Source organism: Streptomyces sp. NBC_00083 (assembly GCF_026343295.1).
Classification (GTDB): Bacteria; Actinomycetota; Actinomycetes; order Streptomycetales; family Streptomycetaceae; genus Streptomyces.
On record NZ_JAPELY010000002.1, the window covers coordinates 1381961 to 1406308 of the forward strand.

A 24348-nucleotide genomic window follows, 5' to 3' on the forward strand; every position below is an offset into this window, starting at 1 on the left:
GACCGGCACAAGGACGGGCGACGCAAGGGAGTCGTCCCCTGGGGCGGCGCCCGGTGCACTGCCGGGGCGAGGAGGACGGGCCATGGTGCAGAAGGCCAAGATCCTCCTGGTCGATGACCGGCCGGAGAATCTGCTGGCGCTGGAGGCCATCCTCTCTGCGCTCGATCAGACACTGGTGCGGGCATCGTCAGGGGAGGAAGCGCTCAAAGCGCTGCTTACGGACGATTTCGCGGTCATTCTGCTGGACGTCCAGATGCCCGGAATGGACGGGTTCGAGACCGCGGCACACATCAAGCGGCGTGAGCGGACGCGGGACATCCCGATCATCTTCCTCACGGCCATCAACCACGGCCCCCACCACACCTTCCGGGGGTACGCGGCGGGCGCCGTGGACTACATCTCGAAGCCGTTCGACCCCTGGGTGCTGCGCGCCAAGGTGTCGGTCTTCGTCGAGCTGTACATGAAGAACTGCCAGCTGCGGGAGCAGGCGGCACTGCTGCGGCTCCAGCTGGAGGGCGGCTCGCAGGGCGGCGCCGCCAAGGAGTCCGCGGGCCTGCTCGCCGAACTGTCCGCACGGCTCGCGGCAGTTGAGGAACAGGCCGAGGCGCTCTCCAAGCAGCTCGACGACGAATCCGCCGACGCCGCGGCGGTCGCCACCGCCGCCCACCTGGAGCGCAAGCTCACCGGCCTGCGGCGCGCGTTGGACGCCCTGGAGCCCGGCACCGGCGGCGCGCCCACCCTGCCGTCGCAGAACTGAAGGCCCCGCCTGACGCCGCGTCCGGTTGACGCGGCGTCAGCACCGTTACGGCGTACGACACGGACGGGTGAAGGCGTAGGCACACGTGTCCACCGCCGCCGACCCAGGTAACCTCAGCACCATGGCCTCACGTACGTCCGGCAAGGGTTCCCAGGGCACGGCGGGCACCGCGAAGCGCACCGGCCGTACCCCGGCGAAGGCCGCGCCCGCGAAGAAAGCCGCGGCCCCCAAGGCGCCCGCGAAGAAGACCGCCGCCAAGAGGGCGCCCGCCAAGAAGGCGGCGGCCCCCAGGCCCGCACCCAAGGCGGCCCCGTCCCCGACCGGTGGCCTCTACCGGCTCGTGCGCGCGGTCTGGCTCGGCGCGGCCCACGGCGTGGGCGCGGTGTTCCGCGGCATAGGACGCGGCGCCAAGGGACTCGACCCCGCCCACCGCAAGGACGGCGTGGCCCTGCTCCTGCTCGGCATCGCCCTGATCGTCGCCGCCGGTACCTGGTCCAACCTGCGCGGCCCCGTCGGCGACCTCGTGCAGATGCTCGTCACCGGCGCGTTCGGCCGCCTCGACGTGGTGGTGCCGTTGCTGCTCGGCGCCATCGCGATCCGGCTCATCCTCTATCCCGAGAAGCCCGAGGCCAACGGGCGGATCGTCATCGGCCTGTCCGCGCTCGTCCTCGGCGTGCTCGGCCAGGTCCACATCGCGTGCGGCTCACCCGGCCGCGACGCCGGTACCGACGCCATGCAGGACGCGGGCGGCCTCATCGGCTGGGCCTCCTCCAAGCCCCTCGAATTCACCCTCGGCGACGTCCTCGCCGTCCCCATGCTCGTGCTGCTCACCGTGTTCGGCCTCCTCGTGGTCACCGCGACCCCGGTCAACGCCATCCCGCAGCGGCTGCGGCTGCTCGGCGTCAAGCTCGGCGTCCTCGAACCCCTCCCCGGCGAACTCGCCGACGAGGAGGCGTACGACGACGAGTGGCGCGAGGCCGAACCCGCCCCGCGCGCCCGGCGCCGCCCCGCCACCGCCTTCGAGCACGACCCCGAGCACGCCGAACACGAGGCCCTCTCGCGGCGCCGCAAGCCGCGCCGCGGCTCCGTACAGCCGGCCTTCGAGAACGGGCTCGACCCGGTCGACGTGGCCGCCGCCGCGGCCGCCGCCCTCGACGGCGCCGTCATGAACGGGCTGCCGCCCTCGCCCGTCGTCGCCGACCTCACCCAGGGCGTCTCCACCGACCGCGACCCCGAAGCCACCCCCGCGACCCCACTGCCGACCGCACGCGCCGCACAGCCCGGGACCAGGACCCCCGGCCCGGCGCCGAAGGCCACACCGGGCGCGCCCCCCGTCGTGCCCGACCTGACGAAGGCACCCCGCGAGAGCACCGCGCCGCTGCCGTCGCGCGCCGAACAGCTCCAGCTCGCCGGCGACATCACCTACGCGCTGCCCTCGCTCGACCTCCTGGAGAAGGGCGGCCCCGGCAAGACCCGCAGCGCCGCCAACGACGCCGTCGTCGCCTCGCTGCAGAACGTCTTCATGGAGTTCAAGGTCGACGCCAGCGTCACCGGCTTCACCCGCGGCCCGACGGTCACCCGGTACGAGGTCGAACTCGGCCCGGCCGTCAAGGTCGAGCGCATCACCGCCCTCGCCAAGAACATCGCGTACGCGGTCGCCAGCCCCGACGTGCGGATCATCTCGCCCATCCCCGGCAAGTCCGCCGTCGGCATCGAGATCCCCAACACCGACCGCGAAATGGTCAACCTGGGCGACGTGCTGCGCCTCGCGGACGCCGCCGAGGACGACCACCCCATGCTGGTGGCGCTCGGCAAGGACGTCGAGGGCGGCTACGTCATGGCCAACCTCGCCAAGATGCCCCACGTCCTGGTCGCCGGAGCCACCGGTTCCGGAAAGTCGTCCTGCATCAACTGCCTCATCACCTCCGTGATGGTGCGGGCCACCCCCGAGGACGTCCGCATGGTGCTCGTCGACCCCAAGCGGGTGGAGCTGACGGCGTACGAGGGCATTCCGCACCTCATCACGCCGATCATCACCAACCCGAAGCGGGCCGCCGAGGCGCTCCAGTGGGTCGTGCGCGAGATGGACCTGCGCTACGACGACCTCGCGGCGTTCGGCTTCCGGCACATCGACGACTTCAACGAGGCCATCCGCAACGGCAAGGTGAAACTGCCCGAGGGCAGCGAGCGCGAGCTGACGCCGTACCCGTACCTCCTGGTGATCGTCGACGAGCTCGCCGACCTGATGATGGTCGCGCCCCGCGACGTGGAGGACGCGATCGTCCGCATCACCCAGTTGGCCCGCGCCGCCGGCATCCATCTGGTGCTCGCCACCCAGCGGCCCTCCGTCGACGTCGTCACCGGCCTGATCAAGGCCAACGTGCCCTCACGGCTCGCCTTCGCGACGTCGTCGCTCGCCGACAGCCGCGTCATCCTCGACCAGCCCGGCGCCGAGAAGCTCATCGGCAAGGGCGACGGCCTGTTCCTGCCGATGGGCGCGAACAAGCCGACCCGGCTCCAGGGCGCCTTCGTCACCGAGGACGAGATCCAGGCCGTCGTCCAGCACTGCAAGGACCAGATGGCGCCCGTCTTCCGGGACGACGTCACCGTCGGCACCAAGCAGAAGAAGGAGATCGACGAGGAGATCGGCGACGACCTGGACCTGCTGTGTCAGGCCGCCGAGCTGGTGGTCTCCACGCAGTTCGGCTCCACGTCGATGCTCCAGCGCAAGCTCCGCGTCGGCTTCGCCAAGGCCGGCCGGCTCATGGACCTGATGGAGTCGCGGAGCATCGTCGGACCCAGCGAGGGCTCCAAGGCCCGCGACGTCCTGGTCAAGCCGGACGAACTCGATGGAGTGCTCGCCGTGATCCGGGGGGAGGCTCCCTGAGTGTGCGCGGCGAAGACCCGGGCGACGACCCGGGCGAAGACCCAGGGCACCGCGTACCGGCCGGGCCGGACCGCGGCGACCCGGTCGGCCGGCCCAAACAGCACTCGTACGGGATGACCGGGCAACCGTTTCCCCTGGCCGTACGTCAAGTTGAGGGAGACGTGGAAGCACACGTGGTCGGCGCCCCGCTGTCAGGGGGCACCGGCCATACCGATGGCGTACAAAGTCCGCGCTCCCGGTTGCCCCACGCTTTCGTACCCCCCCTAGACTGAACATCCAGCAGGTGGCTCACGCTCGAAAGGCGCCCCCGTGTCCATCGGCAACTCTCCCGAAGACGACCGGCCTTCGATCGAAGACGACGAGCCGGCGATCAAGAACGACGGGCCCTCGATCGGTCGCGCCCTCCAGCAGGCCCGCATCGCCGCGGGACTGACCGTCGACGAGGTCAGCTCCTCCACCCGGGTGCGCATCCCCATCGTGCACGCGATCGAACAGGACGACTTCTCGCGCTGCGGCGGCGATGTGTACGCCCGCGGCCACATCCGCACGTTCGCCCAGGCCGTCGGCCTCGACCCCGGCCCGCTGGTCGCCCAGTACGACGACGATCACGGCGGCCGCCCCGCGCCCACGCCCGCCGCGCCCCTGTTCGACGCGGAACGCATCCGCCCCGAGCCCCGGCGCCCCAACTGGACCGCCGCCATGGTCGCCGCGATCGTCGTGGTCGTCGGCTTCGTCGGCTTCACCATGTTCAGCGGCAACGACAAGGGAAAGAGCCACTCCTCCGTCGCCGAGGGCCCCGCCCAGCAGAAGCCCAGCAAGCCGGCGGCGAACCCCACCCCGTCCAAGCCCGCCCCCAAGCCCACCCCGACGCCCTCCGACAGCGCGATCGCGGCCGTCCCCGCCGACAAGGTCACCGTCAAGGTCACCGCGATCAACGACAAGAGCTGGATCTCGGCCAAGGACCACACCGGCAAGCTGCTCTTCGACGGCCTGCTGCAGAAGGGCGACGCCCAGACGTTCCAGGACGCCGAGAAGGTCGACCTGATCCTCGGAAACGCCGGAGCGATCGAGCTCTACGTCAACGGCAAGAAGATCGACAGCAAGTTCGACGACGGCCAGGTCGAGCGCCTCAGCTACACCAAGGGCGACCCCCAGGTCGGCTGATCCCGGGGCCCACGACCCCCCGCGGAGGGACCCACGACCCTCGCGGCGGGGGCGTGGGCCAGGACAAAGTAGTCTTGAGACCATGCCCGAACGCCGCACCGTCGCCCTTGTCACTCTTGGCTGCGCCCGTAACGAGGTGGACTCGGAGGAGCTCGCAGGCCGCTTGGCAGCGGACGGCTGGGAGCTCGTCGAGGACGCATCGGACGCGGACGTCGCCGTCGTCAACACCTGTGGATTCGTCGAAGCCGCCAAGAAGGACTCCGTCGACGCCCTCCTCGAAGCCAACGATCTGAAGGACCACGGCCGCACTCAGGCCGTCGTCGCGGTCGGCTGCATGGCCGAGCGGTACGGCAAGGACCTCGCCGAGGCGCTCCCCGAGGCCGACGGCGTCCTCGGCTTCGACGACTACGCCGACATCTCCGACCGCCTCCAGACCATCCTCAACGGCGGCATCCACGCCTCGCACACCCCCCGTGACCGGCGCAAGCTGCTCCCCATCAGCCCCGCCGAGCGCCAGGCCGCCCCCGACGTGGCGCTGCCCGGACACGCGCAGGACACCCCGCCCGAGGACCTCCCCGAAGGCCTCGCCCCCGCCTCCGGTCCGCGCGCCCCGCTGCGCCGCCGGCTCGACACCAGCCCCGTCGCCTCCGTGAAGCTGGCCTCCGGCTGCGACCGGCGCTGCTCGTTCTGCGCCATCCCCTCCTTCCGCGGCTCGTTCATCTCGCGCCGCCCCAGCGACGTGCTCGGCGAGACGCGCTGGCTGGCCGAGCAGGGCGTCAAGGAGGTCATGCTGGTCTCCGAGAACAACACCTCCTACGGCAAGGACCTCGGCGACATCCGGCTCCTGGAGACCCTGCTGCCCGAGCTCGCCGAGGTCGACGGCATCGAGCGGGTCCGCGTCAGCTACCTCCAGCCCGCCGAGATGCGGCCCGGCCTCATCGACGTCCTCACCTCGACCGACAAGGTCGTGCCCTACTTCGACCTCTCCTTCCAGCACTCCGCGCCCGCCGTGCTGCGCGCCATGCGCCGCTTCGGCGACACCGACCGGTTCCTCGAACTGCTCGACACGATCCGCGCCAAGGCCCCCACCGCCGGCGTCCGCTCCAACTTCATCGTGGGCTTCCCCGGCGAGACCGAGGAGGACTTCAAGGAGCTGGAACGCTTCCTCACCGCGGCCCGCCTCGATGCCATCGGCGTCTTCGGCTACTCCGACGAGGAGGGCACCGAAGCGCTCGGCTACGAGAACAAGCTCGACGACGACACCATCGCCGCGCGCCTGGCCCACCTGTCGCGCCTCGCCGAGGAGCTCACCGCGCAGCGCGCCGAGGAGCGCATCGGCGACACGGTGCGCGTCCTGGTCGAGAGCATCGACGACGAGGACGGCGCGGTCGGCCGCGCCGAGCACCAGGCACCCGAGACCGACGGCCAAGTGATCTTCACTGAGAGCGCGGGACTTGCGCCCGGCCGTATCGTCGAGGCCAAGGTCGTCGCTACCGAAGGTGTCGACCTCGTGGTCGAGTTGGTTGGCGGGGCTGAGGAGGCGGGCAGATGACCGGAGTCCCGGCGTCGACGGCGGGCGGTACCGGCCGTGCGCCGGCGCCCGGCGGCAAGCTGGGTGCTGCGGCCGTCAACCAGGCCAGCCTCTGGAACATCGCCAACATCCTCACCATGATCCGGCTCGTGCTCGTGCCGGGCTTCGTGATGCTGCTGCTCGCGGACGGCGGATACGACCCGGGGATGCGGGCGTGGGCGTGGGCGGCCTTCGCCGTCGCCATGATCACGGACATCTTCGACGGCCATCTGGCGCGCACGTACAACCTCGTCACCGACTTCGGGAAGATCGCCGACCCGATCGCCGACAAGGCGATCATGGGGGCGGCGCTGATCTGCCTCTCCCTCCTCGGTGATCTGCCCTGGTGGGTCACGGGCGTCATCCTCTTCCGGGAACTGGGCATCACGCTCATGCGTTTCTGGGTCATCCGGCACGGAGTGATTCCGGCCAGCCGGGGCGGCAAGCTCAAGACCCTCGCGCAGGGCACCGCGACCGGCATGTACGTCCTCGCCCTCACCGGCCCGCTGGCGACCCTGCGGTTCTGGGTGATGGCGCTCGCCGTGGTGCTCACGGTGGTCACGGGCCTCGACTACGTGCGCCAGGCGATCGTGCTGAGGCGCCAGGGGCTCGCCGCGCAGCGCGCCGACGCGGGGCCGGTGTCGTGAGCGAAGCGGCCGAGGTGCTCCGTCTGCTCACGGAGCGTGAACAGACGCTCGCGGTCGCGGAGTCCCTGACGGGCGGTCTGGTGGCGGCCGAGCTGACCTCGGTGCCGGGAGCCTCACACGCCTTCCGCGGCTCCGTGACGGCGTACGCCACCGCGCTCAAGCGCCACGTCCTGGGTGTCGACGGGACCCTCCTGGACGAGCGCGGAGCGGTCGATCCCGACGTCGCGCTGCAGATGGCGGCGGGGGTACGCGAGGCGCTCGGCGCCAGCTGGGGCATCGCGACGACGGGGGTCGCCGGACCCGAACCACAGGACGGCCAACCGGTCGGCACCGTATACGTTTCGGCCGTTGGCCCGGCGGGCGCGACAAAAACTGTCGCATTGCGGTTGAACGGCGACCGGGCGGAAATCCGTAGGGAGAGTGTACGCAGCGTGCTCGAACTGCTCTCCAGTGAACTCCGCAAGGCTGGGCGGGCACAGGATACGGAACAGAACGGGGGGATTTGATGTTTGCAGCCCTGAGTGAACACGACATCGCTCCCCGCACGGCCGCGGCGCGAGGCGGTACGGTGGGGCGTGAAGGATGCGGCTACGCGGTCCGAGGAGGGAGCCACCGATGATTCTGCTCCGTCGCCTGCTGGGTGACGTGCTGCGTCGGCAGCGCCAGCGCCAGGGCCGTACTCTGCGCGAAGTCTCCTCGTCCGCCCGAGTCTCACTCGGCTATCTCTCCGAGGTGGAGCGGGGGCAGAAGGAGGCATCCTCCGAGCTGCTCTCCGCCATCTGCGACGCGCTTGACGTACGGATGTCCGAGCTCATGCGAGAAGTGAGCGACGAGCTGGCACTCGCCGAGCTCGCTGCCTCTGCGGCAGCGAGTGATCCGGTGCCGGTGCGTGCGCCGGTACGTCCGATGCTCAATTCGATCTCCGTGACGTCGGTGACTGGTGTGCCGACCGAGCGGGTGACGATCAAGGCGCCCGCGGAAGCGGTGGACGTCGTCGCGGCCTGACCCCCAGGTACGCGCACAGGCTTGTACTGAGCCCCGCAGGTCCTACGGTGACCGGCGGGGCTCAGCCCTTTCCGGTCGCTTGTCCCACCGCGCCCCCTTCGGGGCTTCTGTGGCAGGGTGGTAGGAGATCGTGCAAACGTCCGGATGTTCCGTACGAGTGTTCCCCCTTGTGCGTGGTGTCGCGGGCGTTCTGTCCGAGTGCGTCCCGTCCACGTGGAGGAAAAGCATGTCCTACATCAAGAGCCCGCTGTCCGACACCGACCTCAAGGTGGTCGGGGACGCTCTGCAGGGGGCGCTGGTGGATCTCGTCGACCTGTCGCTCGTCGCCAAGCAGGTCCACTGGAACGTGGTCGGCCCCCGCTTCCGCTCCGTCCACCTCCAGCTCGACGAGGTCGTCACCACCGCGCGGCTCCACTCCGACACCGTCGCCGAACGGGCCTCCGCCATCGGCGTCAGCCCCGACGGGCGGGCCGTGACGGTGGCGAAGTCCAGCGCGATCACCACCGTGCCGGAAGGCTGGATCAAGGACACCGACGCCGTGAAGGTCCTCGTGGACGCCCTCGGCGTGGTCATCGGCCGGATGCGCGAGCGCATCGCGGCGACCGACGAGCCCGACCCGATCACCCAGGACATCCTCATCGGCCTCACCGCCGACCTGGAGAAGCACGCCTGGATGTTCCAGGCCGAGACCGTCTGAGCCGTCTGAGCCGGCTGAATCGAGCGCACCGCGCCGAGGCACGGGCGCCGCACGCACGGGCGGGAGCGCACCGTGCGGGGGCGGGGATGTCCGCAGTGAAGCGTGGGAGACGTGGAGCGCGCCGGGCCTGCACCCGGTGCGCCCTCCCGGCGGGCCGGCCGGCGGTCTAGCGTCGGCCCGAGGAGCCCGAGGAGGCGGCCCATGACGGTGATGGTGCGTTGGGTGCCCGCGCTGGCGGTCGCGGCGCTGTGGTGGTGGGCCGTGCTGCGTCTGCTGCTGATACCCGGGCAGACCGGGTTCGTCGAGGGCGCGATGGTCGCCGGCGGCTGGGGGCTGAGCCTGCTGCCGGTGCATGTGACGGCCCTGCCCGCCACCTCAGGGCCACGGCCGCGCTCCGGCCAGGAACCACGCCCTACCAGGGCATGGCGACGCCACCGTTCGGACGCAGGATCTGGCCCGTCGTGAACGACGAGGCGTCCGCCGCGAGGTGCAGCACGGCGTGCGCGACGTCCTCGGGGCGGCCGAGCGTGCCGAGCGGGGAGAGCCGCATCATCATCGACTCGATCTGCTCCTGCTGCGCGGAGGCGTGCTGGTCGGTCATCGGGGTGCGGACCCAGCCGGGAGCCACCGCGTTGACGCGGATCCCGTACGGGCCGAGCTCGGAGGCGAGCGTCTTGGTGAGCTGTACCACCGCCGCCTTGGAGACGCTGTAGCAGAACAGGCCCGGCCGCGCGGAGTCCACGGCCCCCGACGCCATGGTGACGAGAGACCCCCGGATGCCGTGCGCGATCATCGTCCGGGCCGCTTCCTGGCAGGTGTGCAGCACACCGCGGAAATTGACGGCGAGCACCCGGTCCAGGTCGACGTCGTCGGTGTCCAGGACCGAACTCGTGTGCATGACACCGGCGATCGCGGCCACGACATGGACCGGCCCGGCGGCGGCCAGGGCGGCCTTGACCTGCGCCCGGTCCGCGACGTCCAGCGGGTGGACGTACGCGGTGCCGCCCGCCTTCGTGATCAGTGCCCGGGTCTCGTCGAGCCCCACCTCGTCGCGGTCCGCACAGTGCACCACGGCACCGGCCTCCGCGAGCAGCAGCGCGCCGGCCCGCCCGATCCCACTGGCCGCCCCCGTGACGAAGGCCGCGCGATCACCGAGGTCGTACGCCGTGAGAGCCATGCCGGGACGGTACGTCCGGATCTGACGACCCGTCAATAAGCGTGCGGGGTACGGGCGGAGGGGCCGCGCGGCGAAGGCGTCAAAGGGCGGGGGCGGGCTGGCACTTGGGGCACCAGTAGGTGGGGCGCTCGCGGCCGGACGGGTCGCGTTGCGCCGCGGTACGGATCGGGGTGCGGCAGCGCGGACACGGCCTCCCGGCCCGGCCGTAGAGGTACTTCTGGCGCACCGGCCGGTCCTTGTTGGCCTCCAGGAGCTGCTTCGCGACGGCCACGAGACGCTCGGGCGCGGGCACCTCACCGACCGCCAGCCACGGCACCACGCGCAGCGCGAAGCAGATCTCCGACTTGAACACATTGCCCACCCCGGCCAGATTGCGCTGGTCGAGCAGGGCCTCACCCACGGGGCGCGCGGGATCCCTGAGGAGGTTGCGCAGCGCCACGTCCGCGTCCCAGTCGGGGCCGAGCAGATCGGGCCCGAGATGACCGACCGCCGCTGCCTCGTCCGCGGTGCGGAGCAGTTCGAGCACGGGCAGCCGGTAGCCGACCGCCGTGTGCTCCGCGTTCCCCAGGATCGCCCGGATCTGGAACGCGGGGCCGCCGTTCCAGCGCTCACCCGGCGCGAAGATCCGCCAGGACCCGTCCATCCGCAAGTGGGAGTGCAGGGTGAGGCCGCCCTCGATCCGCGTCAGGAGATGCTTGCCGCGCGGCGTGACATCGAGCACGCTCCGCCCGGTCAGATCCGCCGTGGCGAACCGGGGAACCCGCAGGTCGGAACGGGTGAGGACCTGACCGGCCAGCGCGGCGTGCAACCGCTTCGCGGCCTGGTAGACGGTGTCACCTTCGGGCATGGGTCAATTGTGCCGGGTTGCCTTCGGCGATGCGTCGACTGTGCGGGGTGCCGTGCGGCGAGGGGTGCTGTGTGCGGTTGCCGTGCGGCGAGGGGTGTCCTGTGCCGGTTGCCCGGCGGCGGGGCGTCCACCGTGTGCCGAGGGGCGGGAGCGCGCGGCTCGCTGCCCCGGGTGGGGGCGCGGCTCGCTGCCCCGGGGCGGCCGGGCGGGGCGGGGCGGGTCACGGTCTCAGGCGTAGGCCCTTCGGGGTGGCGACGAAGCCCGCTGCCTCCAGGGTGCGGGCGAGCGGGGCGGTCAGGGCCGGGTCGCCGTTCGCGCGTTCCACCGTGATGGTGCCCAGACGCCCGGCGCGGGCCGCCCCCGCGAGGGATCCCGCCGCCGCGGTCAGCGCCGGATCGTCCGGCTCGCCGGCCCACGCCAGCAGCGACTTGCCGCCACGCTCCAGATACAGCACCAGCTCCCCGTCGACCAGGACGACGACGGAGCCCGCCTTGCGGCCCGGCTTGTGCCCGGCGCCGCCCGGCGGCTCCGGCCAGGGCAGCGCCGCGCCGTACGCGTTGGCCGGATCCGCCGCCGCCAGGACGATCGCCTGCGGGGCGCTCTGCGCGTCACTGCCCCGGTCCCGGGCGGTGGCGGCCGCCCGCAGCCGGTCCACCGCGCCGTCCATCGCGAACTGGGCCGCGCCGAGCCCCTCGACCACGTACCCCCGCCGGGCCTGACCGCTGTCCTCGAACGCGGCGAGGATCCGGTACGTCGCCGAGAAGCCGCCCTCCACCCCCTCGGCCTGCACCGCGCCCCGGGTGACCACGCCGTGCCGGTCCAGCAGGGCGCGGGCCAGCGCATGGGCGCGGTGCGTCGGGTCCGGCTCGCGGGCCGGCAGCAGCGACCAGCGGCCCGACACCGTCGGCGGTCCCGTACGCGACGCCGTGCGGGCGGCGGAGGCCAGCGTGCCGTACCGGCCGCGCGGCACCGGACGCTTGGCGCGGTGCGCGGTCGATCCGGCGGTACGCCCCGAACCCAGCACCGAGCGCAACGGCGCGAGGGTGTCGTTGGTGAGCCGCCCCGACCACGCCAAGTCCCAGATCGCGTCGGCGAGTTGAGGATCGCTCGCCGCCGGGTGCGTCGTGGCGCGGACCTGGTCGGCGAGCTGACGGAAGAACAGGCCGTAGCCGGGCGCCAGCGCGCTCAGCACCGACTCGTGGAGCGCCGTCAGCTCCAGCGGATGGGCCGGCGGCAGCAGGAGGGGCGCCGTGTCGGCGAGATACAGGGAGATCCAGCCGTCCTTGCCGGGCAGCGCGCCCGACCCCGCCCACACGACCTCACCCGTGGTCGTCAGCTCGTCCAGCAGGGCCGCACTGTAGTCGGCCACCCGCGACGGCAGGATCAGCTTCTCCAGAGCGGACGCCGGCACCGCCGCCCCCTGCAACTGCTCCACCGCCCGAGCCAACCCGTCGATGCCCCGCAGGGCACTGCCCCCCAGGTGCTGCCACGGCGGGAGGAAACTGGCGAGGGCCGCGGGCGGCACCGGCTCCAGCTCCTGACGGAGCGCCGCCAGGGAACGGCGCCGCAGCCTGCGCAGGATCGTCGCATCGCACCACTCCTGCCCGATGCCCGCCGGATGGAACTCGCCCTGCACGACCCGCCCCGACGCCGCGAGCCGCTGCAACGCGCCGTCCGTGACCGCCGCTCCCAGCCCGAACCGGGCCGCGGCGAGGGCCGACGTGAACGGGCCGTGTGTCCGCGCGTACCGCGACAGCAGGTCACCCAGAGGGTCCTTCACCGGCTCGGTGAACGCCTCGGGCACCCCCACCGGCAGCGCCGTGCCCAGCGCGTCCCGCAGCCGCCCCGCGTCCTCGATCGCCGCCCAGTGCTCGGTCCCCGCGATCCGCACCCGCACCGCGCGGCGCGCCGCCTCCAGCTCCGGCGCCCAGCCGGGCTCGGCACCCCGGGTCGCCAACTCGGCGTCCGTGAGCGGCCCGAGGACCCGCAGCAGATCGGCGACACCCTCACCGTCCTTGATCCGCCGGTCCTCCGTGAGCCACTGCAGCTCCTGCTCCAACTCGGCCAGGACATCCGCGTCGAGCAGCTCACGCAGCTCCGCCTGGCCCAGCAGCTCGGACAGCAGACGCGAATCGAGAGACAGCGCGGCGGCCCGCCGCTCCGCCAGCGGCGAATCACCCTCATACAGAAACTGCGCCACATAACCGAACAGAAGAGAACGGGCGAACGGCGACGGCTCCGGTGTGGTGACCTCCACCAGGCGCACCCTGCGCGCTTCCAGATCACCCATCAGCTCGGTCAGACCGGGCACGTCGAACACGTCCTGAAGACACTCCCGGACCGCCTCCAGGACGATCGGGAACGACCCGAACTCGCTCGCCACCTGCAGCAGTTGAGCCGCCCGCTGCCGCTGCTGCCACAACGGCGTCCGCTTGCCGGGACTGCGCCGCGGCAACAGCAGGGCCCGCGCGGCACACTCACGGAACCGGGACGCGAACAGCGCCGAACTCCCCACCTGCTCGGTGACGATCTGCTCGATCTCCCCCTTGTCGAACACGGTGTCCGCGGCCCCCACCGGCGCCTGCTCACTGTCGTACGTCGCATCCAGGCGGGCCGGATCCTGATCGAGGAGGTCGAGGCCCATCATGTCGGCGTCCGGCAACCGCAGCACGATGCCGTCGTCCGCGTGCATCACCTGCGCGTCCATGCCGTACCGCTCGGCCAGCCGGGCACCCAGCGCCAGCGCCCACGGCGCGTGGACCTGCGCACCGAACGGGGAGTGGATGACGACCCGCCAGTCACCCAGCTCGTCCCGGAACCGCTCCACCAGGATCGTACGGTCGTCGGGAATGTGACCGCAGGCACGGCGCTGCTCGTCGAGATAGCCGATCACATTGTCCGCCGCCCACGCGTCGAGCCCCGCACCCGAAAGACGCACCCTCGCGTCGTCGGGCGCCATCGAGCCGACCTCACGCAGGAACGCGCCCAGCGCACGGCCCAGTTCGAGAGGACGGCCCAGCTGATCGCCCTTCCAGAACGGCAGCCGGCCCGGCACCCCGGGCGCCGGCGACACCAGCACCCGGTCACGCGTGATGTCCTCGATCCGCCACGACGTGGTGCCCAGCGTGAAGACATCACCCACCCGCGACTCGTACACCATCTCCTCGTCGAGCTCCCCGACCCGGCCACCGCCCTTCTTCGGATCCGCCCCCGCGAGGAACACCCCGAACAGGCCCCGGTCGGGAATGGTGCCGCCCGACGTGACCGCGAGGCGCTGCGCACCGGGGCGGCCCGTGACCGTGCCCCCCACCCGGTCCCACACCACGCGCGGACGCAGCTCCGCGAACGCGTCCGAGGGATAGCGGCCCGCCAGCATGTCCAGGACCGCCGTGAACGCCGACTCCGGGAGCGCCGCGAACGGCGCGGCCCGCCGCACCAGCGCCAGCAGATCATCCACCTGCCACGTGTCGAGCGCCGTCATCGCGACCAGCTGCTGAGCCAGCACATCCAGCGGATTGGACGGAACACGCAGCGACTCGATCTCCCCCGACCGCATCCGCTCCGTCACCACCGCCGACTGCACCAGATCGCCCCGGTACTTCGGGAAGACCACCCCCGTGGACACCGCACCCACCTGATGGCCCGCACGCCCCACCCTTTGCAGCCCCGACGCCACCGACGGCGGCGACTCGACCTGCACCACCAGATCCACCGCACCCATGTCGATACCCAGCTCAAGACTGGACGTGGCGACCACCGCCGGAATCCGGCCCGCCTTCAAGTCCTCCTCGACGACGGCCCGCTGCTCCTTGGAGACCGAACCGTGGTGCGCCTTGGCGAGCAGCGCCGGCGCGCCCGTCGCCGCACCCGAACCGCCCATCAGATCCGCCGGGGAATGCGCCTCCGGCAACGGCTCACCCACGGCCCGCTCGTAGGCGATCTCATTGAGCCGGTTGCACAGACGCTCCGCCAGACGACGCGAGTTGGCGAACACGATCGTCGAACGGTGCGCCTGCACCAGGTCGACGATGCGCTCCTCCACGTGCGGCCAGATCGACGGCTTCTCCGCCCCCTCCCCGGCGTCGGCCGCCGGGGAGCCCGCCAGCTCACCCAGATCCTCCACCGGCACCACCACCGACAGGTCGAACTCCTTGGCCGACGCCGGCTGCACGATCTCCACCTTGCGCTGCGGCGACAGATACCGCGCCACCTCGTCCACCGGACGCACCGTCGCCGACAGGCCGATCCGCCGCGCCGGCCTCGCGAGCAGCGCGTCCAACCGCTCCAACGACAACGCCAGATGAGCACCCCGCTTGGTGCCCGCCACCGCGTGCACCTCGTCCAGGATCACCGTCTCGACACCCGCCAGCGCCTCCCGCGCCGCGGACGTCAGCATCAAGAACAACGACTCCGGCGTCGTGATCAGAATGTCCGGCGGCCGCGTGACCAGCGCACGCCGCTCCGCCTGCGGCGTATCACCCGAACGGATGCCGACCCGGACCTCCGGCTCCGGCAGCCCCAGACGCACCGACTCCTGCCGGATCCCCGTCAACGGCGACCGCAGATTGCGCTCCACATCGACCGCGAGCGCCTTCAGCGGAGACACATACAGCACCCGGCACCGCTTCTTCGCCTCGGCAGGCGCGGGAGCGGCCGCCAGCCGGTCCAGCGCGGCGAGGAAAGCGGCGAGCGTCTTGCCCGAACCCGTCGGCGCCACCACCAGGACGTCCGAACCCTCCCCGATCGCCCTCCAGGCGCCCTCCTGCGCCGCGGTGGGCGCGGTGAAAGCCCCCGAGAACCAGCCGCGCGTCGCGGGCGAGAACGAATCCAGCGCTGTCCGTGCCATGGTCCCCATCGTGCACCCCGCCACTGACAACCGCCCGGAGCTGCGAAAATGACGGTGTGGACAAAGTCGCCGCGGACGAAGCCGAGGAATGGGCACGGCACTGGCAGCACGCCGAACTGCCCGGCCTCGACCTGCTCCGCGCCCGATACGTACGCCACGCCTTCCCCCGCCACTCCCACGAAGGGTTCGTGTTCGGCGCCGTACGAGGCGGCATCGAAGACGTCGTCCTGCCCGGCGGAACGATCAGAGCACTCCCCGGCACCGTCGTCATGATCAACCCCGAGGTCCCGCACGCCGCGCACGCGGGCACCCCCGAAGGCTGGACCTACGCCACGCTCTACCCCTCGACCCGCCTCATCACCGACATCGCCGCGGAGACCACCACCCTGCGCGGCACCCCCGGATTCGCCGAAACCATCGTCGAGGACCCCGACACCGCCCTGCTCATCCAGGAAGTGCACCGCGCCGCCGAACACGGCAACGCGCTCGCCGCCGACACCGTGTTCCGCACCGCCGTCGCCCGGCTCCTGCGCCGCCACGGCCACGCCCTGCCCCCACGCACCCCCCGCTCGGCCGGCACCACCGCCGCCACCACCGCCCGCCTCCTCCTCGAACAACGCCTCACCGCGCCGCCCTCCCTCGAACAACTCGCCACAGAGCTCGGCACCAGCCCCTTCGCGCTGCTGCGCGCCTTCAAAGCCGAATACGGGCTCCCGCCGCACACCTGGCTGACCGGGGAACGCGTACGCCGCGCCCGCCTCCTCCTGGACGACGGGACCACGCCCGCCGACACCGCCCTCGCCGTCGGCTTCTCCGACCAGCCCCACCTCAACCGCCACTTCACCCGCATCGTGGGCGTCACACCGGGCGCCTACCGCCGCGAGCGCGCAAGAACGTACAAGAACGACGGCACCGCCCTCTTCTAACGTCCATTCCGTGGCAGCAGAACAGACAGCACCCCCAGACATACCAGGCACACCGGGCATACCGGGGTCCGCGCGCGAGACCGCCCAGGCCCCCGAACCCCCCGGCCGGCCCGACGCGGCCGTCGTGCGCGACGCACTCGGCGTCGGCATCGCCGTCGGGCTCTCCGGCTTCGCCTTCGGCGTGACCTCCGCCGGATCCGGCATCAGCCTCCTCCAGACGTGCGCCCTCAGCCTGCTCGTCTTCACCGGCGCATCCCAGTTCGCACTCGTCGGCGCCCTCGCCGCCGGCGGAAACCCGTACACCGCCGCCGCAGGCGCCTTCTTCCTCGGCCTGCGCAACGCCTTCTACGGACTGCGCCTGTCACACCTGCTCGCCCTGCCCAAAACGGTGCGGCCCCTCGCCGCCCACTGGGTGATCGACGAAACCACCGCGGTCACCCTCGCCCAGCCCACCCGCCGAGCCGCACGCATCGGCTTCACGGTCACCGGCCTCAGCCTCTACGCGCTGTGGAACCTCACCACCCTCGCCGGCGCCCTCGGCACCCGGGCCCTCGGCGACACCAGCGCCTGGGGCCTCGACGCCGCGAGCCCCGCCGTCTTCCTCGCCCTGCTCGCCCCCATGCTCAAGACCACCACCGAACGCGCCACGGCCGCCCTCGCCGTCGCCCTCGTCCTGGGCCTCCTGCCCGTCCTGCCCGCCGGCGTCCCCGTCCTGGCCGCCGCACTCGCCGCACCGGCCGTGCTCTTCCTCAAAGGACGCACCGGGCTCCTCCTCCAAGGACGCACCGGCGCGCAGGACCCGCGCACCACGCCACGGGACACCACCGGCGACCACCCGCACCACCCCACCCACGGGAACCCGGCCGAAGGAGACCCACGTTGACCATCTGGATCGCCATCATCGCCACCGCCGCCGGCTGCTACCTCGCCAAACTCCTCGGCCTGCTCGTCCCCGCCGGCGCCCTGGAACGGCCGCTGGTCAAACAGCTCGCCGCGCTGCTGCCCGTGGCACTGCTCGCCGCGCTCACCGCCCAGCAGACCTTCAGCACCGGCCACCACATCCAGCTCGACGCCCGCGCCGCCGGACTCGCCGCGGCCGCCGTCGCCCTCATGGTTCGCGCCCCGTTCCTCGTGATCGTCGGCGCCGCCGTCCTCGTCACCGCCGGCGCACGGGCCCTGGGCGGCTGACCGGCACCCCGCGCCCTCAGCCGGAGCCGCGGCCGAAGGCGCGCAGCGTACGCAGCGCCTCGATCGTCACCAAAGGACGGCACTCCAGCGCCGTGCCCGGCGCCCACGCCCGCCACCGGATCGGCCAGCCACCGTCCTCCTCCTGCTCCGCCTCCAGATGATCGAGGGAGCGCCCCATCTCCTCGTCGGTGAACCAGCGCCGGGCCAGCGACCCGGGCACCCGCGCGTAGTCGTGCGGAAAATGGTGCTCGCCCGGCGCGTACCCCGGCGACAGCGGCCACTCGGCGAGCCGTGCCGGATCGAGCACCGCGAGCCTCTGCTCCCTGACGAGCCGGCCGAGGCGGTCCGCGGCCGCCTCGGCCCGCGCCCGGTCCGGCGCGCCGTCCAGGAAGGCGACCGCGGCCTCCACCTCGTACGGATGCGACGTCTCCAGGGCGTCCACCGCGGCCCAGCAGAAGTCGGTCGCCCGGAACAGCCACGCGTGCCACACCTGATTGCGGTGGAGCAGCCCCACCACGGGCCCCGTGGTCAGCAGCGCGCTCGGCGTATCGTCGACGACGGGCACGAACGGCGCCGCCGGATAGCCGCGCTGCGACGGATGCAGCGCCGGCAGCGCGCCGTCCCTGGTGGAGACGTCCGTCAGGTAGCGGCACACCCGCTCCACACGCCGCCCGCCGAGCCGTCCCACCGAGTCCAGGACCCGCAGCGCGTGCGCCGTGTGCAGGGGCTGGCTGACGGGACCGCGCAGATCGGGTTCGAGGGCGTGACCATAGCCGCCGTCGTCGCCCTCATAGGCGCCCAGCGCCCTTTCCACCGCGTCGGCGTCCCCGCCGAGGAAGTGGAAGGCGAACCGGCGCTGTTCGAGCACCCTGGCCGTCAGCCAGATGAAGTGCTCGGCGCGCGCCGTCGCAGAGTCGGGGGAGTGGGGGGATGCTCCGGAACCAGCCATGGTTCAGACGGTAGGGCCCGCAGAGCGGCGGACAAGCCCCAGCGCCGGGCCGCACTCCCAGGGGCGGGATACTGATGTCATGCGGTTGACGATTTTCTGGGAGCGGATGGCCGACCACTTCGGCGCCGGATACGCGGACTCCTTCGCGCACGACCATGTGATGACGGAACTGGGCGGACGCACCGTGCACGAGGCCCTCGACGCCGGCTGGGAAGCCAAGGACGTGTGGCGCGCGGTCTGCGCCGCGATGGACGTGCCCGCGGAGAACCGGTGAAGCCGGACGCCTTCGGGTGACGGACGCCACCCCGGCTGACGAACCCGCCCCCGGGCCCCCGCCACCGGCCCCCGCCACGGCCCCCCGGCCCCGGACAGCGCCGGATGTGGTGACCCGCTGTCGGACGTATGCGCGAGACTTGCCCCGTGGCACCGACTGACGAGATCAACACTGACGACCGCGAAGCCGACGCCGGCGCCGACCCCGGGACGCACCGCGCGCAGGGCCCCGACCACGACACCCCCGCCCCCGGCGAACCCCCGCGCGGACTCCTCGGACCCGCCGGCGCCGCACGCATGCCCCGCTGGCTGCCGCGCGCCGTCGTCCTCGTCCTCGCCCTCTACGCCTGCTTCCAACTCGGCAGCTGGGCCTTCCACCAGCTCATCGGCCTGCTGATCAACATCCTGATCGCGTTCTTCCTCGCCCTCGCCATGGAACCCGCCGTCGGCCGGATGGCCGCCCGCGGCATGCGCCGCGGCCTGGCGACCTTCCTGGTCTTCCTCGCCCTGACGATCGCCACCGTCGGCTTCGTCGTGCTGCTCGGCTCGATGCTGGCGGGCCAGATCGTCGACATGGTCGAGCAGTTCCCCAAGTACCTCGACTCGGTGATCAACTGGGTCAACCACACCTTCCACACCGAACTCTCGCGCGTCGAGGTCCAGGACAGCCTCCTGCACTCCGACTGGCTGCAGAAGTACGTCCAGAACAGCGCCACCGGCGTCCTCGACGTCTCCGCCACCGTCCTGGGCGGCCTCTTCCGGCTCCTGACGATCTTCCTGTTCTCGTTCTACTTCGCCGCCGACGGACCCCGGCTGCGCCGCACGATCTGCTCCGTCCTGCCCCCGGCCCGCCAGGCCGAGGTACTGCGCGCCTGGGAGATCGCGGTCGACAAGACCGGCGGCTACCTCTACTCGCGAAGCCTCATGGCGCTCATCTCCGGCATCGCGCACTACATCCTGCTGCAGATCCTGGGCGTCCCCTACGCCCCCGCCCTCGCCGTCTGGGTGGGCCTGGTCTCCCAGTTCATCCCCACCATCGGCACCTACCTGGCCGGCGCCCTGCCCATGCTGCTCGCCTTCACCGTGAACCCCTGGTACGCGGTGTGGGTGCTCGGATTCGTCGTGATCTACCAGCAGTTCGAGAACTACGTGCTGCAGCCCAAACTCACCGCGAAGACCGTGGATATCCACCCCGCCGTCGCCTTCGGCTCGGTGATCGCGGGCACCGCGCTCATGGGGGCGGTCGGCGCCCTCATCGCGATCCCCGCGGTCGCGACCCTCCAGGCGTTCCTCGGCGCCTACGTGCGGCGGTACGACGTCACGGACGACCCGCGGGTCCACGGCCGACACCAGCCGCGCGGCCGGGGCGCCACGGCGCGGCCCGACGCGGAATCGTCCTGACCGCCGTCCCGGCGTGCGGAAGACGCCATTAGGGTGACGCGATGAGCGTGATCAAGCAGTTCCAGGTGACCTTCGACTGCGCGCAGCCCGAGCGCGTCGCCCGCTTCTGGTGCGAGGTGCTCGGGTACGTGGCACCTCCCGCGCCGGAGGGGTTCGCGACGTGGGACGCGTACAACCTCTCGCTGGCTCCCGGACAGCGGGACGCCTGGTTCGCCTGCAGCGACCCCTCGGGCGTCGGCCCGCGCCTGTACTTCCAGCGCGTCCCCGAGGGCAAGACCGCCAAGAACCGGGTCCATCTCGACGTGCGGGTCGGCACCGGGCTCGTGGGCGACGAGCGCCTGGCGGCCCTCCAGGCCGAATGCGACCGGCTGGTCGCGCTCGGCGCGGTGCACGAGCGGACCCTGTACGCCGACGAGGAGAACGAGTCCTGCATCGGGATGCGGGACATCGAGGGCAACGAGTTCTGCATCGACTGACGCGCTCGGGAGCTCCGGCGCCGTCTGAAAAGCCCGGTTTGTCATGATGGGGAGAGCGGCATCGTGCGGGGCGGAGCGAGGCGCTCCGTCCCGCGTGGTGCGCTTGACATGGAAATCGAACATCCATTCTCATGGGGTTCCGGCCCTGTGTTCACACGGGTTCCACCGCGTTTCCGGTGGAGTTATCCACAGGCTGGAAGGACGCCGGAGCCCATTGTCAGTGGCAGGGGTTAGCGTCTCTGACGTGAAGCGATCGACTCAAGCAAATCGGGTGGAACCCATGGCAGGAACCGACCGCGAGAAGGCGCTCGACGCCGCGCTCGCACAGATTGAACGGCAATTCGGCAAGGGCGCGGTCATGCGCCTGGGCGAGCGGCCGAACGAGCCCATCGAGGTCATCCCCACCGGATCGACCGCGCTCGACGTGGCACTCGGCGTCGGCGGCCTGCCGCGCGGCCGCGTCGTCGAGGTCTACGGCCCGGAATCCTCCGGCAAGACGACCCTGACCCTGCACGCCGTGGCCAACGCACAGAAGCTCGGCGGCTCGGTGGCCTTCATCGACGCCGAACACGCCCTCGACCCCGAATACGCCAAGAAGCTCGGCGTCGACATCGACAACCTCATCCTCTCGCAGCCCGACAACGGCGAGCAGGCCCTGGAAATCGTCGACATGCTGGTCCGCTCCGGCGCCCTCGACCTGATCGTCATCGACTCCGTCGCCGCCCTGGTGCCGCGCGCCGAAATCGAAGGCGAAATGGGCGACTCCCACGTCGGCCTCCAGGCCCGCCTCATGAGCCAGGCGCTCCGCAAGATCACCAGCGCCCTCAACCAGTCGAAGACCACCGCCATCTTCATCAACCAGCTCCGCGAGAAGATCGGCGTCATGTTCGGCTCCCCGGAAACCACCACCGGTGGCCGGGCCCTGAAGTTCTACGCCTCCGTCCGCCTCGACATCCGCCGCATCGAGACGCTCAAGGACGGCACCGACGCGGTCGGCAACCGCACCCGCGTCAAGGTCGTCAAGAACAAGGTCGCACCCCCCTTCAAGCAGGCCGAATTCGACATCCTCTACGGCCAGGGCATCAGCCGCGAAGGCGGCCTGATCGACATGGGCGTCGAACACGGCTTCGTCCGCAAGGCCGGCGCCTGGTACACCTACGAAGGCGACCAGCTCGGCCAGGGCAAGGAGAACGCCCGCAACTTCCTCAAGGACAACCCGGACCTCGCCAACGAGATCGAGAAGAAGATCCTCGAAAAGCTCGGCGTCGGAGTCCGACCGGAAACCCCGGCCGCCGAAACCACCAAGGACACCACCGCCGACACCGCCCCCACGACGGACACGGCCGCCGTGCCCGCCCCCGCCGCCAAGGCCAAGACGGCCAAGGCCGCCGCTGCCAAGAGCTAGCGGTGACCCGCAGGACCGAGTGGGCCGACCCCCAGGAACCGGGCCCCCAGCGGGCCCGCTCCCGACGGGGCGGCCCGGACGGCACCGGCGACGGCACCACGTCGAAAACCGACAGGGAACCGCCGCCACAGGACCCCGCTGAGCGGGCGCGCGCCATCTGCCTGCGCCTGCTCACCGGGACCCCCCGCACCCGCAAACAACTCGCCGACGCCCTGAAGAAACGGGAAATCCCCGACGAGATCTCCGAAGAAGTCCTCTCCCGCTTCGAAGAAGTCGGCCTCATCAACGACGCCGCCTTCGCCGACGCCTGGGTGGAATCCCGCCACCACGGCCGCGGGCTCGCCCGCCGCGCCCTCGCCCGCGAACTACGCACCAAGGGCGTGGACGCCACAGTCGTCGACGAAGCCGTGGCCCAACTCGACGCCGACCGCGAGGAAGAGACGGCCCGCGCCCTCGTCGCCCGCAAACTCCGCTCCACCCGCGGCCTCGACCGCGACCGCCGCCTGCGCCGCCTCGCCGGCATGCTCGCCCGCAAGGGCTACCCGGAAGGCATGGCCCTGCGCGTCGTCAGACAGGCGCTCCAGGAAGAAGGCGACGCCGCGGACGACCTGTACGAACCCTGACCCGGCTACCGGCCGGGCCCCCGGCCCCGCCGCCACCGAACCGGCAGCCCGACCGCCGCAGACCCGGCGGTCCCGTCCCTGGCCACTCACCCGGCCAGGGACGCCGCGGACCACCGACGCGACGCGGTGCCACCCGACCGGAAGCCGCCCCCGAACCACACCCCGAGCCGCCGCAGAGCCGCCCGCGGGGCCGCCGCAGAGCCCCAGCCGAGCTACTGCGCCACCGCGGAGCCCGCACGGAGCCCTCGCCGCGCCGCGCTCACCGAATCACCACCGGGCCACCGAGCCATCGACCCCGTCAACCGGCCGTCCGTCAACCGGCCGTCCGTCAAACCGGCCGTCCGTCAAACCGGCCGTCCGTCAACCGGCCGTCCCTCAGCCGGTGGCCGGGTCAGTGACGGGCAGTCCCTCCGCGCGCCACGCCTGGAACCCGCCGATCAGATCCGTCGCCCGGTACAACCCCAACTGCCGCAGCGACACCGCCGCGAGAGACGAGGCGTACCCCTCATTGCAGACCACCACCACCCGCACCCCATGACCCGTGGCCTCGGCAGCACGATGGCTGCCCTGCGGATCGAGCCGCCACTCCAGCTCATTGCGCTCCACGACCAGAGCCCCCGGAATCAGACCGTCCCGATCCCGCAGCGCCGCATACCGGATGTCCACCAGCAAAGCCCCACCCGCCGCCTCCGCGAACGCCTCCCTCGGCGACAGCCGGTCGAGCCCCGACCGCACCCGGGCAAGAAGCTCATCGATCCCCACCGGTCGCACACGCTCAGCACTCACTGCCAGTCCTCCGGACGCTCGACCTGCTCGACCCTCAGCACCGCGCCCGTCCGGCTGTACCGCCGGATCAACGGCAGCGGCGGATAGTAGGCGTGCACCGAGATCGCATGCCCGGCCCCCGACTCGTTGCGCACCTGGTGCACATGGTGCGGCCCGAACGCCCGGCCCCTCCCCGCCCCCAACTCCCTCGACCGGTCGATCCCTTCGGCGACCTCCAACGTCTTCCAGCCCTCCGTGGGCAGCCGGGCCGCCAGCGAGTCCTCACGCAGCGCACCCGCCGCCGTGGCGAACGCACCGTGCGAACCACCGTGATCGTGCCAGCCCGTACCGGTACCGGGCGGCCAGCCGATCAGCCACGCCTCACTGCCACCGGGGCCATCGAGCCGGATCCAGGTACGCCCCTCGTCGTCGAGCGGCAACGACGCCACCAACGCGGCGTCCGCGGCGGTACGTTGGGCGAATTCGAGAAGATCCGCCTCGGTGGGGGCGGACACAGGTGAACTGACAGATGTGGTTACGGGGTGCGACACAGCAGACCGTCCTGAAGGAGTTCGCGAAGGCGCGCGAGAGGCCGGCAGCGACACAAGGGCGCTGCGGCACGGCGCGAAGGAAAGGCGAATCAGCAGGACGGACGACACACGCAGCCCGCATAGCGGACGAGGTCCATATGGACCCTCCGCCACAGGCGCACATCGGTGTCGGTCACGCTCCGGAGTAGACCATG

At 71.7% G+C, this 24348-nt stretch carries 23 protein-coding genes and 1 pseudogene; 17 read left to right on the forward strand and 7 right to left on the reverse strand.

Annotation, left to right across the window (positions count from 1 at the left end; all coding sequences use genetic code 11):
- Positions 1-82 precede the first annotated feature (82 nt).
- From OOJ98_RS22570 to OOJ98_RS22610, 9 genes are all read left to right on the forward strand, one after another.
- Positions 83-757 carry a two-component system response regulator gene (locus OOJ98_RS22570; protein WP_267056749.1) on the forward strand — a complete coding sequence of 225 codons (675 nt, stop codon included), beginning with the start codon at positions 83-85 and terminating at the stop codon, positions 755-757.
- 121 nt (positions 758-878) lie between these two features.
- The gene (locus OOJ98_RS22575) at positions 879-3644 is read left to right on the forward strand and encodes a DNA translocase FtsK (protein ID WP_267056750.1); all 2766 of its coding nucleotides are present in this window, start codon (positions 879-881) and stop codon (positions 3642-3644) included.
- 348 nt (positions 3645-3992) lie between these two features.
- Entirely contained in the window at positions 3993-4808 is an 816-nt protein-coding gene (locus OOJ98_RS22580; protein ID WP_267057058.1) for a helix-turn-helix domain-containing protein, read from the forward strand.
- Between the two features lie 82 nt (positions 4809-4890).
- Positions 4891-6360: a 30S ribosomal protein S12 methylthiotransferase RimO gene (gene rimO / locus OOJ98_RS22585; protein ID WP_267056751.1), complete on the forward strand. Its 1470-nt coding sequence runs from the start codon at positions 4891-4893 to the stop codon at positions 6358-6360.
- Positions 6357-7025 (forward strand): CDP-diacylglycerol--glycerol-3-phosphate 3-phosphatidyltransferase, encoded by a 669-nt coding sequence (gene pgsA / locus OOJ98_RS22590; protein ID WP_267056752.1) that lies wholly within the window; start codon positions 6357-6359, stop codon positions 7023-7025. Before rimO ends, pgsA begins: the two co-directional genes overlap by 4 nt.
- Positions 7022-7531: a CinA family protein gene (locus tag OOJ98_RS22595; protein ID WP_267056753.1), complete on the forward strand. Its 510-nt coding sequence runs from the start codon at positions 7022-7024 to the stop codon at positions 7529-7531. Before pgsA ends, OOJ98_RS22595 begins: the two co-directional genes overlap by 4 nt.
- Before the next feature lie 109 nt (positions 7532-7640).
- The gene (locus OOJ98_RS22600; RefSeq protein ID WP_053726410.1) at positions 7641-8030 is read left to right on the forward strand and encodes a helix-turn-helix domain-containing protein; all 390 of its coding nucleotides are present in this window, start codon (positions 7641-7643) and stop codon (positions 8028-8030) included.
- Between the two features lie 226 nt (positions 8031-8256).
- Complete coding sequence (locus OOJ98_RS22605) at positions 8257-8727, forward strand: Dps family protein (RefSeq protein ID WP_267056754.1); 471 nt, start codon at positions 8257-8259, stop codon at positions 8725-8727.
- Between the two features lie 207 nt (positions 8728-8934).
- Positions 8935-9192, forward strand: coding sequence for a hypothetical protein (locus tag OOJ98_RS22610; RefSeq protein WP_267057059.1), 258 nt, complete (start codon positions 8935-8937; stop codon positions 9190-9192).
- Here OOJ98_RS22610 and OOJ98_RS22615 read toward each other — a convergent pair.
- From OOJ98_RS22615 to OOJ98_RS22625, 3 genes are all read right to left on the reverse strand, one after another.
- Positions 9140-9904 (reverse strand): SDR family NAD(P)-dependent oxidoreductase, encoded by a 765-nt coding sequence (locus OOJ98_RS22615; RefSeq protein WP_267056755.1) that lies wholly within the window; start codon positions 9902-9904, stop codon positions 9140-9142. The genes OOJ98_RS22610 and OOJ98_RS22615 overlap by 53 nt on opposite strands.
- Before the next feature lie 79 nt (positions 9905-9983).
- Entirely contained in the window at positions 9984-10751 is a 768-nt protein-coding gene (locus tag OOJ98_RS22620) for an Fpg/Nei family DNA glycosylase (RefSeq protein ID WP_267056756.1), read from the reverse strand.
- Positions 10752-10971: 220 nt separating this feature from the next.
- Positions 10972-15597 carry an ATP-dependent helicase gene (locus tag OOJ98_RS22625; RefSeq protein ID WP_267056757.1) on the reverse strand — a complete coding sequence of 1542 codons (4626 nt, stop codon included), beginning with the start codon at positions 15595-15597 and terminating at the stop codon, positions 10972-10974.
- A 56-nt stretch (positions 15598-15653) separates the two neighbouring features.
- Here OOJ98_RS22625 and OOJ98_RS22630 point away from each other — a divergent pair, with 56 nt between their 5' ends.
- From OOJ98_RS22630 to OOJ98_RS22640, 3 genes are read left to right on the forward strand one after another with little or no spacing between them, the layout of a single operon-like run.
- The gene (locus OOJ98_RS22630; RefSeq protein ID WP_267056758.1) at positions 15654-16523 is read left to right on the forward strand and encodes an AraC family transcriptional regulator; all 870 of its coding nucleotides are present in this window, start codon (positions 15654-15656) and stop codon (positions 16521-16523) included.
- 58 nt (positions 16524-16581) lie between these two features.
- Positions 16582-17406, forward strand: coding sequence for an AzlC family ABC transporter permease (locus tag OOJ98_RS22635; protein ID WP_267057060.1), 825 nt, complete (start codon positions 16582-16584; stop codon positions 17404-17406).
- Positions 17403-17711 carry an AzlD domain-containing protein gene (locus OOJ98_RS22640; protein WP_267056759.1) on the forward strand — a complete coding sequence of 103 codons (309 nt, stop codon included), beginning with the start codon at positions 17403-17405 and terminating at the stop codon, positions 17709-17711. The genes OOJ98_RS22635 and OOJ98_RS22640 overlap by 4 nt, the downstream gene beginning before the upstream one ends.
- 16 nt (positions 17712-17727) lie before the next feature.
- Here the strand turns inward: OOJ98_RS22640 and OOJ98_RS22645 are convergent, their stop codons facing one another.
- Positions 17728-18660, reverse strand: coding sequence for a hypothetical protein (locus OOJ98_RS22645; RefSeq protein ID WP_267056760.1), 933 nt, complete (start codon positions 18658-18660; stop codon positions 17728-17730).
- 79 nt (positions 18661-18739) lie between these two features.
- On the opposite strand from OOJ98_RS22645, the gene OOJ98_RS22650 reads away from it, so the two are divergent.
- The 5 genes and pseudogenes from OOJ98_RS22650 to recX all read left to right on the forward strand — a co-directional run.
- Positions 18740-18934, forward strand: coding sequence for a DUF3046 domain-containing protein (locus tag OOJ98_RS22650; RefSeq protein ID WP_267056761.1), 195 nt, complete (start codon positions 18740-18742; stop codon positions 18932-18934).
- Between the two features lie 296 nt (positions 18935-19230).
- Complete coding sequence (locus tag OOJ98_RS22655; protein ID WP_323177929.1) at positions 19231-20334, forward strand: AI-2E family transporter; 1104 nt, start codon at positions 19231-19233, stop codon at positions 20332-20334.
- Between the two features lie 41 nt (positions 20335-20375).
- The gene (locus tag OOJ98_RS22660; protein ID WP_267056763.1) at positions 20376-20810 is read left to right on the forward strand and encodes a VOC family protein; all 435 of its coding nucleotides are present in this window, start codon (positions 20376-20378) and stop codon (positions 20808-20810) included.
- Between the two features lie 280 nt (positions 20811-21090).
- Positions 21091-22215, forward strand: a complete 1125-nt coding sequence (gene recA, locus OOJ98_RS22665) for a recombinase RecA (RefSeq protein ID WP_267056764.1) — start codon at positions 21091-21093, stop codon at positions 22213-22215.
- Positions 22137-22838 (forward strand): annotated as a pseudogene (gene recX / locus OOJ98_RS22670) (recombination regulator RecX); the annotation flags it as partial. The gene recA and the pseudogene recX, both read left to right, overlap by 79 nt.
- A 375-nt stretch (positions 22839-23213) precedes the next feature.
- Here recX and OOJ98_RS22675 read toward each other — a convergent pair.
- The 3 genes from OOJ98_RS22675 to OOJ98_RS34900 all read right to left on the reverse strand — a co-directional run bounded on the left by OOJ98_RS22675 (position 23214) and on the right by OOJ98_RS34900 (position 24330).
- The gene (locus OOJ98_RS22675; RefSeq protein ID WP_267056765.1) at positions 23214-23624 is read right to left on the reverse strand and encodes a rhodanese-like domain-containing protein; all 411 of its coding nucleotides are present in this window, start codon (positions 23622-23624) and stop codon (positions 23214-23216) included.
- A complete protein-coding gene (locus OOJ98_RS22680; protein WP_267056766.1) occupies positions 23621-24154 on the reverse strand; it encodes a cysteine dioxygenase in 534 nt (177 codons plus the stop codon). Before OOJ98_RS22680 ends, OOJ98_RS22675 begins: the two co-directional genes overlap by 4 nt.
- Positions 24155-24243: 89 nt before the next feature.
- Positions 24244-24330 (reverse strand): putative leader peptide, encoded by an 87-nt coding sequence (locus OOJ98_RS34900; RefSeq protein ID WP_311605579.1) that lies wholly within the window; start codon positions 24328-24330, stop codon positions 24244-24246.
- Between the last annotated feature and the right edge of the window lie 18 nt (positions 24331-24348).